General features: G+C 34.1%; 14 protein-coding genes and 1 riboswitch. Of the genes, 9 read left to right on the top strand and 5 right to left on the bottom strand.

Annotated features, from left to right (window positions below):
* Nucleotides 1–155 (bottom strand): UPF0236 family transposase-like protein (locus CAAU_RS06765; RefSeq protein ID WP_341350035.1); only part of this gene is annotated, 155 nt, incomplete at its 3' end.
* 359 nt (nucleotides 156–514) lie between these two features.
* On the opposite strand from CAAU_RS06765, the gene CAAU_RS06760 reads away from it, so the two are divergent.
* The 7 genes from CAAU_RS06760 (at nucleotide 515) to CAAU_RS06730 (ending at nucleotide 10,162) form a co-directional block, all read left to right on the top strand.
* On the top strand, nucleotides 515–1,159 hold the full coding sequence (locus CAAU_RS06760) for an SDR family NAD(P)-dependent oxidoreductase (RefSeq protein WP_008908685.1): 645 nt from the start codon (nucleotides 515–517) through the stop codon (nucleotides 1,157–1,159).
* A gap of 112 nt (nucleotides 1,160–1,271) precedes the next feature.
* The gene (locus CAAU_RS06755; RefSeq protein ID WP_008908684.1) at nucleotides 1,272–2,264 is read left to right on the top strand and encodes a LacI family DNA-binding transcriptional regulator; all 993 of its coding nucleotides are present in this window, start codon (nucleotides 1,272–1,274) and stop codon (nucleotides 2,262–2,264) included.
* A 56-nt stretch (nucleotides 2,265–2,320) separates the two neighbouring features.
* Entirely contained in the window at nucleotides 2,321–3,268 is a 948-nt protein-coding gene (locus tag CAAU_RS06750) for a carbohydrate kinase family protein (RefSeq protein ID WP_008908683.1), read from the top strand.
* 32 nt (nucleotides 3,269–3,300) lie between these two features.
* Nucleotides 3,301–4,746, top strand: coding sequence for a glycosyltransferase (locus tag CAAU_RS06745; RefSeq protein ID WP_008908682.1), 1,446 nt, complete (start codon nucleotides 3,301–3,303; stop codon nucleotides 4,744–4,746).
* A 10-nt stretch (nucleotides 4,747–4,756) separates the two neighbouring features.
* Nucleotides 4,757–5,689 (top strand): galactose-1-phosphate uridylyltransferase, encoded by a 933-nt coding sequence (locus tag CAAU_RS06740; protein ID WP_008908681.1) that lies wholly within the window; start codon nucleotides 4,757–4,759, stop codon nucleotides 5,687–5,689.
* Nucleotides 5,690–5,950: 261 nt separating this feature from the next.
* A complete protein-coding gene (locus CAAU_RS06735) occupies nucleotides 5,951–7,690 on the top strand; it encodes a DUF4153 domain-containing protein (protein ID WP_008908680.1) in 1,740 nt (579 codons plus the stop codon).
* Between the two features lie 183 nt (nucleotides 7,691–7,873).
* On the top strand, nucleotides 7,874–10,162 hold the full coding sequence (locus CAAU_RS06730) for an immune inhibitor A domain-containing protein (RefSeq protein WP_008908679.1): 2,289 nt from the start codon (nucleotides 7,874–7,876) through the stop codon (nucleotides 10,160–10,162).
* A gap of 62 nt (nucleotides 10,163–10,224) precedes the next feature.
* Here the strand turns inward: CAAU_RS06730 and CAAU_RS06725 are convergent, their stop codons facing one another.
* Nucleotides 10,225–11,247, bottom strand: coding sequence for a branched-chain amino acid aminotransferase (locus CAAU_RS06725; protein ID WP_008908678.1), 1,023 nt, complete (start codon nucleotides 11,245–11,247; stop codon nucleotides 10,225–10,227).
* Between the two features lie 212 nt (nucleotides 11,248–11,459).
* Here CAAU_RS06725 and CAAU_RS06720 point away from each other — a divergent pair, with 212 nt between their 5' ends.
* Both CAAU_RS06720 and thiT read left to right on the top strand, forming a co-directional pair.
* Nucleotides 11,460–12,323, top strand: a complete 864-nt coding sequence (locus CAAU_RS06720; protein WP_008908677.1) for a tRNA 2-thiocytidine biosynthesis TtcA family protein — start codon at nucleotides 11,460–11,462, stop codon at nucleotides 12,321–12,323.
* 51 nt (nucleotides 12,324–12,374) lie between these two features.
* Nucleotides 12,375–12,476: riboswitch (TPP riboswitch) on the top strand.
* A 28-nt stretch (nucleotides 12,477–12,504) separates the two neighbouring features.
* A complete protein-coding gene (thiT, locus tag CAAU_RS06715) occupies nucleotides 12,505–13,134 on the top strand; it encodes an energy-coupled thiamine transporter ThiT (RefSeq protein ID WP_008908676.1) in 630 nt (209 codons plus the stop codon).
* 33 nt (nucleotides 13,135–13,167) lie between these two features.
* On the opposite strand, the gene CAAU_RS06710 is transcribed toward thiT, so the two are convergent.
* The 3 genes from CAAU_RS06710 to CAAU_RS06700 form a co-directional block, all read right to left on the bottom strand.
* Nucleotides 13,168–14,604 (bottom strand): amino acid permease, encoded by a 1,437-nt coding sequence (locus tag CAAU_RS06710; RefSeq protein ID WP_008908675.1) that lies wholly within the window; start codon nucleotides 14,602–14,604, stop codon nucleotides 13,168–13,170.
* Nucleotides 14,605–14,725: 121 nt separating this feature from the next.
* Nucleotides 14,726–15,565: a polyamine aminopropyltransferase gene (gene speE, locus CAAU_RS06705; RefSeq protein WP_008908674.1), complete on the bottom strand. Its 840-nt coding sequence runs from the start codon at nucleotides 15,563–15,565 to the stop codon at nucleotides 14,726–14,728.
* Between the two features lie 173 nt (nucleotides 15,566–15,738).
* The coding region (locus CAAU_RS06700; protein ID WP_192811193.1) for a UPF0236 family transposase-like protein at nucleotides 15,739–16,041 on the bottom strand (303 nt) is incomplete at its 5' end.

The following is a 16,041-nucleotide window of genomic DNA, read 5'->3' as shown; positions in this document are numbered from 1 at the left end:
CTCTTTCTTGATTTGTAGTATGTTCTTGAATATTCTATTCCTCCTAGGAGCGTAATAATACTTTTCTTGTCTTTTCTTTCAACTATCCATTCCTTTTTTCTCTTATCATCTTCTTTAATCGCTTTATCTAATTCTTCTAAAAAGTCTTTTATTATATTCCTTCCAAGTTCATCAGTCGATTCTTTAACTACCTCAACAAGTTTTTGTAAAATCCCATTCTTTTGACAGCATTTCTTCTACATTTTTTATTAATTTAGTAGTGAAATTTATTAAATGTTGTTGTATAATATCATGTTGTATAATATTATTCAAAAGAGACACCCCCTTATTGATTTGTGTTTTTTCCACTTTTTATTTTACCACAGGGGTTGTCTCTTTTAAATTTTTTGTCCTTTTTCGTCCTACAATAATTTTACACTATGAACTATGAAAGTTACCTTGACAGGCCTTATAATTTAGAAATAAACTATTAATAATAACGTTAAGCTAAAATTAATTTCAAGGGGGGATCTTTATGATAATTGTAATAACAGGTGCAGGTTCAGGATTGGGAAGGGAGCTTGCAAAGGTATATGCCGAAGGAAACGATTTGATTCTTATAGGAAGAAGTTTAGAAAAGCTTGAAGAAACAAAAAGGGAGATAGAAGGTGCTAAAAGCATTAATTGCATTTCCTGCGATATCACCAATCCACAGTCGGTGGAAAACTTAAAAGAAAAAATAAAACATATCCACAACTTTGTGGATATCCTTATAAACAATGCTGGTGTTGGTATATTTGGCCCAATTGAAGATATGGAATATAAAGATATAGATACTGTTATTGACACAAATGTAAAGGGAACAATTTATGTAACAAAGGTCCTTATGCCCATGATAAAGGAAAAAATAATGAACATTATTTCAACAGCAGGATTAAGGGGCAAGGTTAATGAATCAGTTTATTGTGCCAGCAAGTTTGCAATAAGAGGCTTTTCCGAGAGCCTATTAAAGGAATTAGAAGGTAGGATAAAGGTTGTAGCTGTATATATGGGAGGTATGGATACGCCATTTTGGAATAATACAGACCATGTAAAGGATAAGTCAAGGTTTAAATCCCCAAGGGAAGTTGCCCTTAAAATTAAAGAACTAGACGATGGAAGATGTGAAATAGTAATATAAAATATTTTTTGAAAATTTTAAAAATATATTGACAAGATATAAAAACTTATGATAATTTTAAATTGAGAAAAGCTTTTCACGAGGACACATAGACGCCTATGGGGAGGTAAAAATGGGATTGAACATAAAGGACATAGCAAAATTGGCTGGAGTTTCTCCGGCAACAGTATCAAGGGTTATAAACGGAACAGGAAATGTTGCAGAGGAAAACAAACAAAGGGTTTTAAAGGTTTTAGAGGAGACGGGATATAAGCCCAATGCCTTAGCAAGAGGGCTTTTGATGAATAAAACAAATGTAATAGGCGTTATAGTTCCAGACCTTTCAAATATAAACTTTGCTGAGTTTGTAAAAGGGATTGAAAATGAAGCAAAGTCAAATGGCCTTAGCGTTTTGCTGACAACTTCTGAAAATGATACTGATAGTGAGATATCCTATTTTCAACTTTTTAAAGAAAAAAGGGTGGATGGAATAATCTTTTCAGGAACTATCTTTACTGAAAGGCATAGGGAGGAACTTGAAAAGGCTGACATTCCCTTTATAGTATTTGGTCAGTGGTTTGAACATCCTAAATTAACTTGTGTTAACGTAGATAACGAGAGGGCAGCCTATGAAGCTACAAAATATCTGATATCAAAGGGTGCCAAGAACCTTTCCATGATAATGGGCCCCTTGTGGGATAGGTCTGCAGGATATGATAGATATAGCGGTTTTTTAAAGGCAATTGTTGAAGAGGGAATAAACCCTAAGGATATAGTTTTAGAAGAGGGCGATTTTTCAATAAAAAGCGGATATAAGGCTATGAAAAGCATTTTAGAAAGAAAAAAAATCGATGGAGTATTGGCAGCCAATGACTTTATGGCCCTTGGTGCAATTAAGTATCTTGTGGATAAAGGGATAAATATTCCAGACGAAGTTCAGGTTATGGGATTTGATGATAATATAATTTCTGAGATTTATAACCCCTCTTTAAGCACTATAAAAATAGACTTTTACGAGGCAGGGAAGATGTGCGTAAAGGCATTTATTGATACAACGGATAATAAACCCATTGATAAAAACATACTTTTGCCATATCAATTGATTATAAGAAGGAGCACAAAATAGGTTTTATACCTATTTTATTTTTTGAACTTGAGAAAAGCTTTTCACGGAGGTGTAATATGGCTACAATAAATCAAAAAATCCAACTAAAACAAGATAGGCACTATGATTTAATCGCAGTAGGGGAACTTCTTGTCGATATGATATCAAAGGATTATAGCGATAATTTTGAGTGCAATACGTATACAAGACATTTTGGGGGTTCACCTTCAAATATAGCAATAAACACCAAAAAACTTGGATTAAATTCAATAGTTGCATCATCAGTTGGAGAGGATGGTTTTGGGGATTTTTTGATATCGAAGCTTAATCAACATGGAATCGATACTAGATTTATAAATAAAGCTTCCTATCCTACGAGCATGGTTATAGTAACCAAAAGCAAAGGAACGCCAAGGCCTATATTTTATAGAGGGGCGGATTATCATATTGAATTAACAAAAGAGCTGGAGGATGCAGTTAAAAAAAGTAAAATACTTCATTTTTCCTGTTGGCCCATATCTAAAAGGCCGTCAAGGGATGTTGTAGAGAGCCTTATTAAAACAGCAAAGGAAAATGAAGTCTTAATATCCTTTGACCCCAACTATCATCCAAATCTTTTTGATGATGAAGTGGAAGGCAGGAAATATGTAAAGGAAATATTAAAGCATGTTGACATTGTTAAGCCATCTTTAGATGATGCTGAAAGGATATTTGGAGTTGACACAGAAGAAAATCATATAAAAAATTTCCTAAACTTTGGTGTGAAGCTTGTTATGCTAACCCTAGGAAGGGATGGCGTTTTAGTATCAAATGGAAAAGAATATATAAAACTTCCTTCCCTTGCAACAGAAGTTGTAGATACTACAGGGGCAGGAGATGCCTTCTGGTCGGGATTTTTTGTAGGAATTATAAAGGGATTTACTATTTTAGATGCAGTAAAATCAGGCCTTAAACTTAGTGCCATAAAATTAAAAAATGTAGGTGCAATATTAGAGTGCCTGCCACTTGACATTTTGACTTTTTGACATTTCTATATTTTACCATAAGGAGGTTTGCCATGAGAGTTGCCTTTATAAACCCACAAGGTAATTTTGATAATAACGACAGCCATTTAACGGAACATCCAGACTTTGGAGGACAGCTTGTTTATGTTAAGGAGGTTGCCCTTGCCCTTGGAGAGATGGGAATCGATGTTGATATAATTACAAGAAGAATAATAGATGAAAACTGGCCTGAGTTTTCAGAGGACGTAGAGTCCTATCATGGAAGCCAAAATGTAAGGATAATAAGAATCCCCTTTGGAGGAGATAAGTTTTTACCTAAGGAAAGGCTTTGGCCATATCTTGGAAAGGAATTTGTAAAGGGGACAGTGGATTTTTATAAAAAAGAAGGGACAAAGCCTGATGCACTTACAGCTCATTATGGGGATGGAGGTTTAGCATCGGCAATACTTTCAAATATATTAGATGTTCCCTTTACCTTTACAGCCCATTCCTTGGGGGCCCAAAAAATGGACAAGCTTGGTGTTAATAAAGAAAACTTCGATGAATTTGACAAAAAATATAATTTTTCAAAGAGGATTTTTGCAGAAAGAATCGCAATGAATAGGTCCTTTGTAAACATAGTATCAACGACCCAGGAAAGATTTGACCAATATAGCCATAGGCTATATGAGGGTGCAGTTGATGTTAAGGATGATAGTAAATTTAAGGTTATTCCACCGGGGGTAAATACGAAAACTTTTACACATATTCCACAAATTTTTGATGAGGATACGGAAAATTGTATTTTAAAATATTTAAATAGGGACTTAAATGATGATAGACTAAACCTGCCATGCATAGTATTGTCCTCGCGATTTGATAAAAAGAAAAATCATAAAGGCGCAGTTTTAGCCTTTGCAAAGGATAAAAAACTACAGGAAAAGGCAAACTTAGTTATAATCTTAAGGGGAGTTGAGAATCCCTTTAAGGATTATTCAAGCTTGAATTATGAAGAAAGAGAAATAATGGATGAGATTATGACAATAATTAAAGAACATAATCTTTACGGAAAGGTCAGTATGTTTCCAATAAATGGCCAGAGGCAGCTGGCATCAGCCTATAGGGTGTTTAGCAAAAGAAAATCAATATTTTGTTTAACTGCCCTTTATGAACCCTTTGGACTTGCTCCCATTGAGGCTATGTATGCAGGACTTCCTGTTGTTGTGACTAAAAACGGAGGAACCTTTGAAACTGTAGAGGGAGGAAAATATGGGGTTTTGGTTGATCCTGAGGATGCTGAGGATATAGCAAGAGGACTTAATTTAGCCCTTGATAATTTTGAATTGTATAGAGAGCTTGGAATAAAGCGGGTTGAGGAAAAATATACCTGGGAGGCAACGGCAAAGGGGTATTTAGAGGTTTTAGAGTTGGCATTAATTAAAAGGGAAAAAATCTATGAAGCCTTTTTAACTGGCTCAGAGGATCATACATTAAAAGAGAAAATAAAAAATATGTTATAGGGAGGTTAAAATGGCACAGCTAAGGCTTAATGATGTAACACGGGAACAGATTATAGTCGTAGAAAACAGGTCAAAAAGGCCAAAGGACTATAAATCTTATGAGGTGGTTGAAAGGGTATCCTACAAGGAAAGTTGCCCTTTCTGTGTAGGCAATGAAGAAATGACGCCTCCTGAAGTTTTAAGAATTGATGACCCATGGAATGTAAGAGTAGTTGAAAATAAATTTCCTATATTAAATAATGAAGGGGAAGTTACGGGATATCATTATGTTGTGATAGAAGGAAGGGATCACAGCAAAAATATTCATGAAATGGAAGTTGATGATTTTGAAAAGGTAGTTAAAGCTTTTATTGAGGTTAGTAGGATATTGTATCAAAAGGAAGGAGTTAAGTATGTTCAAGTTTTTAAAAACTATAAAAAAGAAGCGGGGGCGTCTTTGGAGCATCCCCATTCCCAAATAATTGCTATAAACAGGATGCCCGACAGAATTAAAGGATTAATTGAAATGGAAAAGCAGTTTTATGAGAAACATGGAGAGTGTTTAACTTGTTCTAAGATAAAGGATGAGATTATAAACAAAGAAAGAATAGTTTATTTGGATGAATGTTTTTTGATTTTCTGCCCCTATGCTTCTATTTTTCCGTATGAAATGGCGGTAGTGCCTATAAGACATAGAAGCAGCTTATTAAGTTTAAATGAATCGGATATTAAAGCCTTAAGTAGGGTATTACACTTTGCTATAAAAAGCTTAATAGAAAACGTTGGGGACGTTGCATATAACATGTTCTTTGAATTTATAAAGGATGAAGTTGAATATCACCACTATCAAATAAGGATATGCCCAAGGATTTCCATTCACGCAGGATTTGAACTTGCAACAGGCTTTTACACAAATGTTGTTTCCCCAGAAACAGCTGCACGTGTTTTAAGAGGACAAGACTAACCCCTTGGAAAACCAAGGGGTTATATAAATAAATCCTCTAAACTTATAAGCTTAATTTTTTCATCTAATGAAGCTAAATTTATTAATTCATCGTCAAAACCTGATTTGGAAAAAGGGAAGATTATTTTTTTTATTTTGCCTTTTTAAATAGCTAATACACACATTTTAATGTTTCATCCCAAACTTACAATATACTATTTAGCTTATTAAATATTAGTTTAAATTATGGTATAATAAAATAAAAAGTAAAGGAGAATTTTTATGGGCATATCTAAAGTTTTTAAAGGAATCATCAATTCAATTTACAGAGCCATCAACAGATTCCCAATTACAATAGCCCTATCTACAATGATTGCAGCCCTTTTAATTGCAATGATTGAGATCGAATCTAGAAATTTAGGCGTAAATACCAACAATTTAAAAAAGCTTGCTATGACTTTAGCACTAGGAATGGCAATATCCCTATTCATTAAATTGTGGACGGAAAGGGAACAAAATAAATCAAGGGAAATATTTTACTACGCATTAGATTTAATATTCATGGTAGCATACTATTTTACTATCAAAGATTTTAAAATGGTTACAATGTCAAGATTTTTTGCCCTAAATCTTATATTTTATCTAATATTCTTATTCATCCCATATTTCCCAAAGAGAAAAAATTTCGAGATGTATGTTATAAAGGTTTTATCATCCTTTTTTACAACGGTTTTATATTCTTTAGTTTTATTCTTTGGAATTTCTGCAATACTTTTTACAATAGACAGACTCCTTGAAGTCCGAATAAAGGAGCAGATGTATCTTTATTCTTTTATTTTAGTTGTTTTTGTGTTTGCAGTAACCTACTTTCTTGCAAATATTCCTCAGTATTTTGAGGAATTTACCAAGGAGAATTTTACTAAACTTTTGAAGATATTGATACTTTATATAGTAATGCCCCTTTTATCAGTTTATACAGCGATACTTTACATCTATTTTGTAAAAATAATACTAACAAGAACCTTTCCACAGGGGATTGTATCCCACCTTGTTCTTTGGTATTCCCTTATAGTCGCAGCAGTTTTATTTTTTATAACTCCAATTCATGAGGATAATAAGTGGGCTAAGATATTTTTAATGATAACTCCAAAGGCCATCTTGCCTATACTTGTTATGATGTTTATATCAATAGGCATAAGAATTCAGCAATATGGGGTTACTGAAAATAGATACTATGTAGTCATTGCGGGAATTTGGGTATTTTTGATAATGCTCTACTTTGCCTTTACAAAGAGCCTTTTAAATATAATTTTACCTGTATCTCTTTCGATATTCATATTAATTTCAAACTTTGGACCATTGAGTAGCTTTTCAATATCTAAGTTCAGCCAAAACAAAAGGCTTGAAAACATTTTAATAAGAAATGAGCTTTTAAAGGATGGTAAAATAGTTCCCAAATCCTATGTAAATCATAAGGATAAAGAAAATATAAGCAGCATACTAAGTTACTTTGAAAGATACCATAGCCTTGATGATGTAAAATACCTTCCAAAGGGATTCCAAATTTCTGATATGAAAAAGGTTTTTGGTTTTGAGTATACACCTAAAGTATTTCAGCCGGTTATGTATTTTAACTTCCAAAGAAAAGCTGATGAAAGATCTTTAAATATATCTGGATATGATTATTTGTTTGATATGAGATATATGTATGAAAACACTGAAGCAAAGGGAATTTATGCAAAATACGATTATAACAGCTCTGTATTAAAAATATTTAATGGGAATGAAGAAATATATTCAAAGGATTTAGATGAATTTGTAAAGAAGCTTGTTATTAAATATAAAGACAGTGGGCAAGAATTGATAATGTTAGGAACAGAAGACCTTACTTTTACTGATGTAACTCCAAAGGTAAAGGTTAAAATCATTTTTAACAGTATAACTGTCCAAAGGGACTTTATTGAAAAAGAAAACAGTGAAGTAACAGGAAAGGGCTATGAATTCTACGTGTTAATAAAATGAGTGCCTGCCTCTTGACATTTTGACTTTTTGACATTGCATAAAAATGGTAATACCCAAAAGTATTTTTATACTTTTGGGTATTTTTATTAGACGGTTCATTACTTTTATAAATTTTGTGCTAAAAATTCACTCCGTAAAATATATATATTTAGTGAAAATACTAAACAATACCGGAGGTGGGGTATGAAAAAGTTTTTATCCATTTTAATTTCATTTCTCCTTATCTTTTCACTATTTAACCTTTACACGCCCACAAGGGCTATGAAAAACGAAAATGAAGAGAGTTATTTTACTTTAGGAGGACCTGCGGATTTGTCAGTTGCAAATGAAGAAAAGGTAATTGAGATGTTGAAAAAAGAAGGTAAAATTCCAAAGGACGCAAGTTATGAACAGGCCCATAAGATTTATTTAGAATACATGAGGGAAACCGCAAAGGAAAATTTAAAATATAAGCCAAACAAAATGGACAGAAAACTTAAATCCATTCAAAATCAAAAAATTAAAAAATATGTATTTGAAAAAAGTCAGCCGGATAATAATCCTAAAAAGGTAAATATCCTGGTTTTGCTTGTTGAATATCAAGACTACAAACATAACCAGATAAAGCCTGAAGAGACGGATATGTATTATGATGATTATAGTGTAAAGCATTTTGAAGATTTAATATTTGGAGATAATGGTTATATGGGACCAAACGGGGAAAAATTAGTTTCTATGAGGCAATATTATCTGCAGCAATCTGGCGGCAGCCTAATAATTGAAGGAAAGGTAGCTGGTTGGTATACCGTTCCTAGGGAAGCTGCTTATTATGGGGCACCATATGGTTCTTCACATGACATAAGACCAAGGCATTTGGTAGCTCATGCATTACAACTAGCAGCTTTAGATCCAAATATAAATTTTGCTGATTTTGATAAAGAGGATAGATATGACCTTGATGGCGATGGTAACTTTGACGAACCTGATGGAATAATTGACCACCTTATGATTATCCATGCAGGAGTTGGAGAAGAGGCAGGAGGAGGAAGCTTAGGCTCTAATGCTATTTGGTCCCACAGGTGGAATTTAGGTGGTTTTTATAAGATTCCTGGAACAAATTATTATGCATATGATTATACTATGGAACCTGAGGATGGCGCAGCAGGCGTATTTGCCCATGAATTCGGGCATGACCTTGGACTTCCAGATGAATATGATACACAGTATTCATCACCTGTATCAGAGCCAATATCAAGATGGTCATTGATGTCATCGGGAAGCTGGTCAGGGAAAATCCCAGGAACTGAACCTACAGGAATAAGTCCATATGGAAGACAAATTTTACAAGCTCTATACGGAGGCAACTGGCAGAAGGTAGTGGATGTAGATTTAGAAAAACTTCCTCAAGCTGGTGCAGAAGTTACAATAAGACAAGCGAGTGAAACAGGGCAAGTTATAAGAATTAATCTTCCTAAAAAACAACATTCCATAACAACCCCATATAGTGGAAAATTTGCATATTGGGGTGGCAAAGGAAGTGATGGTTCAAATTTAAAGACTTATATGACCGCAAGAGTTGATTTAAGAAATAAAAATAATGCTATTCTAAACTTTAAAACATGGTATGATATTGAGGAGGGCTGGGATTTTGCATCAGTTCAAGCAAGAGAAATAGGAAGCAACGACTTTGAATATATTGAAGGCAATATTACAACAACTGAACATCATCCTCAGGCTGAGGTTGTTGTTCCTTATGGAATAACTGGAACTTCAGATGGATGGGTAGATGCTATATTTGATTTATCAAGATTTGCAGGGAAGGAAATTGAACTAAAATTTGAATATGAAACAGATTACTATGTTTATGGTGCAGGCTTCTACGTAGATGATATTAAAGTTACGGCAGATGGAGAAGTAATTTTCTTTGACGATGTTGAAGGAGAGTTAAAATTCTCATTAAATGGATTTGTTAAGGATACAGGAATAACTTTTGCACCACATTACTATCTTGTAGAATGGAGAAACCATCATGGAGTTGATATGGGGCTTGCCCACAACAGTGCTTTAGGTAGAATATTCTCCTATGATCCAGGGATGGTTGTATGGTATGTAGATGACTTCTATACTGATAATTGGTATGGTTTGCATCCAGGTGATGGATTCCTAGGAATAGTAGATGCAGATCAAAACAATATACTTTGGAAATGGAATGACGGAAGATTAAGCTTTGCAAGCGCAACTTATCAAATGCATGATGCTGCATTTAGTAAGGACAAGGAATCAAAACTTTATGTTGATTTAAGCGATATATATGAAAGAGTTGCAGAGGATGATTATATATTTACTGAACCATCCTTTGATGATACAAAGGATTATACAAATCCTGAACTTCCTTACCTTGGAAGAAACATAATAAGCTATGGACTTACTATTCAAATTACCCATCAAGCAAATGACAATAGCTATGCAAAACTAAGGATAACAATAAAATAATAAATTGGAATATTATAGAAATGTCAAAAAGTCAAAAAGTCAAGTGCCTGGCACTTGACTTTTTATTTTACTTCCACTATCCATCCTTCTGGAGCTTTAATGTCTCCAAATTGGATTCCTACCAATGTATCGTAAAGCTTTCTTGTTATTGGCCCTACTTCTGTTTGGCTATAGAATACATGAAGTTTTCCTTTATATTCTATTCCACCAATAGGAGTTATTACAGCCGCTGTTCCGCAGGCACCGGCTTCAACAAACTCATCCAAATTATCGATGTAAACATCCCTCTCTTCAACCTGCATACCAAGGTAATGCTCAGCAACATACATTAGAGAATATTTTGTTATACTTGGAAGTATTGAAGGAGATTTTGGAGTTACGAATTTATTGTCCTTTGTTATTCCAAAGAAGTTTGCGGCACCAACTTCTTCTATCTTTGTATGGGTTGCAGGGTCAAGGTATATACAATCTGCAAATCCCCTTTGAAGGGCAATTTCATGTGGAAGAAGGCTTCCAGCATAGTTTCCTCCAACCTTTGCAGCACCAGTTCCATGAGGTGCAGCTCTATCATAATCGGAAACCATAAAATTAACTGGAGAAAGACCGCCCTTAAAATATGGTCCTACTGGGCAACCAAAAACTGAGAAAAGGTATTCCTTTGCAGGTTTTACTCCAAGGTTATCTCCAACTCCAATTAAGTAAGGTCTTAAATAAAAAGTTGCACCTGTTCCATATGGAGGAACGAAGTGTTCGTTTGCCTTTACTACTTGAATACAAGCATCTATGAATTTTTCTTCAGGAATTTCTGGCATTAAAAGCCTTCTTGCACTATTATTCATTCTTTTTGCGTTTTGATCCGGCCTAAAAAGCTGTATTTTGCCATCCTTTGTTCTATAAGCTTTTAGACCTTCAAAGCATTGCTGACCATAGTGGATAGCTGGAGAACCTTCGCTAATTGTTATCATGTTATCTTCTACCAATTTTCCCCCATCCCATTTACCATCCTTCCAATAGGATACGTATCTAAAGTCTGTTTTGATGTAGTTAAAGCCAAGTTTGCCCCAATCAAGATTTACTTGTTTCATAAAATCACCTCGATAAAATAATTTGGGGGAATATGTAAAATAAATGTAACACAATCCTACTATTATTATATCCTAAAAAATTAATCCCTGCCAAGCATTGTGAAGTATATCACAAAAATATATTTGAAAGGAGGATATAATGTAATATAATATATAAAAGAATGCCTAGAAGGAAAAGCTAAAGATAGATACGAAGTAGTTGAGGTGATTATATGAATAGCATTCAGAGCAATTGCCCTGTTTTAATTCCAGAATCAGAAAGAAAACCCTTAGCTGAAATAGAAAGGGCCATAATAACAAAATTTAGGCACAAAATCTATTCACCCTTTGTAAGGGCAATTAAGGATTTTCAACTTATAAAGGATGGAGATAAGGTTGCGGTTGCGATATCAGGGGGTAAAGATAGCCTTCTTATGGCAAAGCTCTTTCAGGAATTTAAAAACCATTCAAAGGCAAAGTTTGAAGTTGAGTTTATAGTTATGGACCCAGGATACCATCCCGATATTAAAAGGCTTCTTATAGATAATTTAAATTATTTAAACATTCCTGCCCATATATTCGATGGGAAGATATTTGAAGTTGTAGACAGAATTGCCAAGGACTATCCTTGTTACATGTGTGCAAGGATGAGAAGGGGAGCTTTATATAATAAGGCCAAGGAGATTGGGTGTAACAAGCTTGCCTTAGGTCACCATTATAATGATGTTATTGAAACAATCCTTTTAAACGTTTTATACTCAGGGAATTTTAAAACCATGATGCCTAAATTAAAGGCACAAAACTTTGAAGGGATGGAACTTATAAGGCCTATGTATTATATTGAAGAGCGTTATATAGAGCAGTTTACAAAATACGCAGGAATATGGCCTTTAAATTGTGCCTGCATGGTGGCTGCTAAGAAAATAGGAAATAAGAGATATGAAATTAAAGAGCTTATAAATAACCTTAAAAAGGACTTTGAAGACGTTGAAAAGTCGATATTTAAGGCAGCTCAAAACGTAAATCTAGATAGCATAATAGGTTGGCAAAAGGGAGGACAAAAGTATTCCTTTCTAGATTTTTATGACAAAGAATGATTGACGTATATAATTTTAAAGTGTATCATATAATTAACTGAATAAAAATTTGCCGATCGCTAGGGGAGCCACGTGCTGAGAGGAAGGCATAGCCTTCGACCCTTAGAACCTGAACTGGGTAATGCCAGCGAAGGGAAGCGAAGCCTAACTCCTTTTGCGTCGGCTAAAAGGAGGTTTTTTTATGCAATTTTTAAACATCTTTAAAAGCATTTCAAAAATAACATTAACTTCTTGGGTTTTAATTGTTATCTTGGTAGGCATTGGACTAGCTATGTCAAGATCCAAGGAAAAGATGTCGGCAAAGAAACTTACCTATGCAAGCCTTTTAATTGCCATGTCCTTTGTTTTATCCTATATTAAATTTCTGCAGATGCCCCAGGGAGGGACAATAACCCTAGGCAGCATGATTCCAATAATGCTTTTTGCTTATATTTTTGGCTATAAGGATGGACTTATTGCTGGTGCTGCCTATGGAATATTGCAGTTTATTCAAGACCAGTATATAGTTCATTGGGCACAGGTTATAGTAGATTATCCCCTTGCCTTTGCTGCCCTTGGACTTGCAGGACTTTATAGAAAAAACTTTAGCATAGCTTTAATAATAGGTGGAATTTCAAGGATGATTTTTCATATAATATCTGGGGCTATTTTCTTCGCAAGCTATGCACCGGAGGGGATGAACCCGCTATGGTATTCAATTGTTTATAACATCAGTTATTTAGGGCCGGATCTTTTACTTTGCCTTTTAATATCCTTAGTTCCTCAATTTAAAAATGCCTTAGAAAAGATAAAGCAGCAAGCCATAAGTTAAAAAACTCCTCTAGGACACCTAGAGGAGTTTTTATTACATAGATTGAGTTTTTGAAGCGTTTTTATTAGCAAGTCTTGTAAAGAATACTAATACATATCCTAAAATTATTAGGATTACAGGACCTCCATAGGTCTTAAAGATTAGGATAGCAGCTTCCTTTGTAGTTTCTGAACCCATTATATAGTCAAGACCTGCACCAAAGAATCCTGCAATGCTTAGGATAAGAGCTATCCATGAGAAAATCATAGCCGTTGCGTTGGACTTAAAGAATGTAAATGGAGCTTCTTTACCTTTTAATCTAAATACTATATACGCTGCAATTAAAACTATATAAGGAACAACAAGCGATAATGATGAAAGGTCAGTTAATATTCTAAAGAAGGCATCGATTGAGTCAAGTCCTAATAGTGGCACTATAATCATTACGATAACAAGGGCGCATTGAGCCCAAAGAGCCTTCTTTAATGTTCCGTTTTCATCCTTTTCAGTTAAGAATTTTGGGAAGGTTCCCTCTGGAACTTCAGCAAACATAGCCCTAATTGGTGATTCAATCCATACAATATATGCAGCGATAGATGTTATAGTAAGGATAGCTGCATATATTTGAACTACAATCTTGCCGTTTATTCCAAAGTTTTGTGCAAGTGTCTGATATACTACATAACCTGCATTCTTGAGGTTAGCCTCTTGAAGAGCTTCAGGTGATATAACAAGGCATACAGCAACAGAACCTATAACGTAGGCTATAGCTATAAGCACAGTTGCGATAATAACTGCCTTAGGGAATGTTTTCTTTGGATTATCAACGTCTTTAATATAAGTTCCTGCAACTTCAGCACCGGCAACAGCAAAAAGAAGCCATGAGAAGGTTGCAAAGTATCCTGTATCAAACTTTGGAATGGTGTTTTCTACTGTAAATTGAGTTGCTGATGGTTTACCAACCAAAAGTCCAACAAAGGCAAAGAGAATAAATACGACTGTTGCTGCAATAGTGAATTTTCCACCAAAGTCAGCAAGTTTTGAGAACTTCTTAACTCCTGTTGTTGCGATATAAGTTAGTATTATTGCTAGAATAACGCTCAAGTAAGGAAGAAGATATGCGTTTTGGTCATTGAATCTGTTTTCACCAAATATTGCCCATGAGGTTGAAACAGGTATTCTTGCAAAAACCATTTGTAAATAAAATAAATTAGCAACGAAGTAGGACCATGTCCCAATAAAGGCCCACTTTGGACCAAGAACGCTCTCAATCCAAGTATAGATTCCGCCTTCCTTGTCTTGGTTTGCTGATGCAAGTTCTGCCATCATAATTGATAATGGGAAGAAGAATAGCAATGATACCAATACCCATGATGGAATCGCAGCAGGTCCAAGTGCAACAGCGTTGGTAGTTATGTTACCAAATCCAAAGGTTGGAACGAAGGTAAGCATAACCAAAGTCCAAAGTCCTAATTTTTTAGCATTGCTCATAATAAGACCCCCCTTTATACATTTGATGTATAGATACTGATAAATTAATTATCTAAGAAAAATGTCGAGGAGTCAATAACAAAATTTTAGCAAAATTTAAAAAACGGTGCCAGGCACCGTTTTATTTTATAATATTTTGAACAAATTTTGGAATATTAAATGAAGATTCTAATATTTCTTTTGTGACATATTTTGTATCTATATCATTAACTTTATTTATCTTATCATATTTTTTTGAACCGATCGTAAAGCTCCAAAATCCTCCGGGATAAGTTGGAACTGTTGCGATAAAGATTTTAACTATAGGGAATATGTTTTTTAATTTTTTATATGTTGCCCTAAAAATATCAGGATACAAAATAGGAGATTCGCTTTGGCAGGCCATTATTCCGTCTTCCTTGAGGGCATTGTAAACATCCCTATAAAAATTTTCACTAAATAGAACCTCAGCAGGGCCAATTGGGTCCGATGAGTCTACGATTATTATGTCATATTCATTTTTCTTTTCCCTTACAAACTTTGCTCCGTCTTCAAATATAAAGTTAACCCTTTCATCCTTTAAATCCTTTGAAATTTCCTTAAGGTATTCTAAGGATGCTTTTACCACATCTTCATCTATTTCAACAACATCAATTCTTTCAACAGGATATTTTGTCGCTTCAAAGGCTGCCCCTAAGTCGCCACCCCCTATGATAAGAACATTTTTAGGGTTTTCATGCATGCTAAGGGGAACATGGGAGATCATTTCATTGTATATGAAGCCATCCCTTTCGGTTGTCTGAACGACTCCATCTATTACAAGCATTTTACCGAAATCATTGGAGTTAACTATATATATGTCTTGAAATTTTGATCTTTTAGAGTAAATTATATCTTTGATTTTGTAGGAAATCTTTAAGCTATCCCTGTCTATTTCTTCAAACCAAATCTCATCCCCTACTTTTTTGAAAAATCCATCCATCCTCATCAACTCCTTTCCTACATATTTTTTATTATTAACAAATATTAGCTATTTTATAAAAGGCAATAAAAATAGCACTATATATTGATGATAGTGTCAAGATATTGTAGGTTAATTTTTATAGACAACCCCCTAAAATGTTTAAAATCAAGACTTTCGTAAGCTTTTAAACTTTAAATTATATTTTCATATTTAATTGATTTTAATATCTTATACATTGGCGTTACTTTTCCAATATTTAATATTGTTATATTATTTATTCCTTCTCGTGAAGAATTATTTATTCTTTTAATTGTTTCTTTTATCTTCTTTTTATTTAATCTAAATGTTTCAACGTCTTCCTTGTATATACTTATTTCCCTTAAATTACCTCCATTCCTGCTAAATACCCTTAGCTTTGCCATTATCTTTAATCCCTCTTTACTCCATCCTAATGGCCTACTGCTTAATCTCGCTGATAATACATGGCTTATATG

This window comes from Caloramator australicus RC3 (genome assembly GCF_000297115.1).
GTDB lineage: Bacteria > Bacillota > Clostridia > Clostridiales > Caloramatoraceae > Caloramator > Caloramator australicus.
Note: the sequence above shows the minus strand (reverse complement) of the source record. Positions and strands in the feature narration are given on the sequence as shown.

Excerpts from the sequence above, each read along its gene's own strand:
- CAAU_RS06760 (WP_008908685.1), top strand. The coding sequence starts at position 515 with ATGATAATTGTAATAACAGGTGCAGGTTCAGGATTGGGAAGGGAGCTT.
- CAAU_RS06755 (WP_008908684.1), top strand. The coding sequence starts at position 1,272 with ATGGGATTGAACATAAAGGACATAGCAAAATTGGCTGGAGTTTCTCCG.
- CAAU_RS06750 (WP_008908683.1), top strand. The coding sequence starts at position 2,321 with ATGGCTACAATAAATCAAAAAATCCAACTAAAACAAGATAGGCACTAT.
- CAAU_RS06745 (WP_008908682.1), top strand. The coding sequence starts at position 3,301 with ATGAGAGTTGCCTTTATAAACCCACAAGGTAATTTTGATAATAACGAC.
- CAAU_RS06740 (WP_008908681.1), top strand. The coding sequence starts at position 4,757 with ATGGCACAGCTAAGGCTTAATGATGTAACACGGGAACAGATTATAGTC.
- CAAU_RS06735 (WP_008908680.1), top strand. The coding sequence starts at position 5,951 with ATGGGCATATCTAAAGTTTTTAAAGGAATCATCAATTCAATTTACAGA.
- CAAU_RS06730 (WP_008908679.1), top strand. The coding sequence starts at position 7,874 with ATGAAAAAGTTTTTATCCATTTTAATTTCATTTCTCCTTATCTTTTCA.
- CAAU_RS06725 (WP_008908678.1), bottom strand. The coding sequence starts at position 11,247 with ATGAAACAAGTAAATCTTGATTGGGGCAAACTTGGCTTTAACTACATC.
- CAAU_RS06720 (WP_008908677.1), top strand. The coding sequence starts at position 11,460 with ATGAATAGCATTCAGAGCAATTGCCCTGTTTTAATTCCAGAATCAGAA.
- thiT (WP_008908676.1), top strand. The coding sequence starts at position 12,505 with ATGCAATTTTTAAACATCTTTAAAAGCATTTCAAAAATAACATTAACT.
- CAAU_RS06710 (WP_008908675.1), bottom strand. The coding sequence starts at position 14,604 with ATGAGCAATGCTAAAAAATTAGGACTTTGGACTTTGGTTATGCTTACC.
- speE (WP_008908674.1), bottom strand. The coding sequence starts at position 15,565 with ATGGATGGATTTTTCAAAAAAGTAGGGGATGAGATTTGGTTTGAAGAA.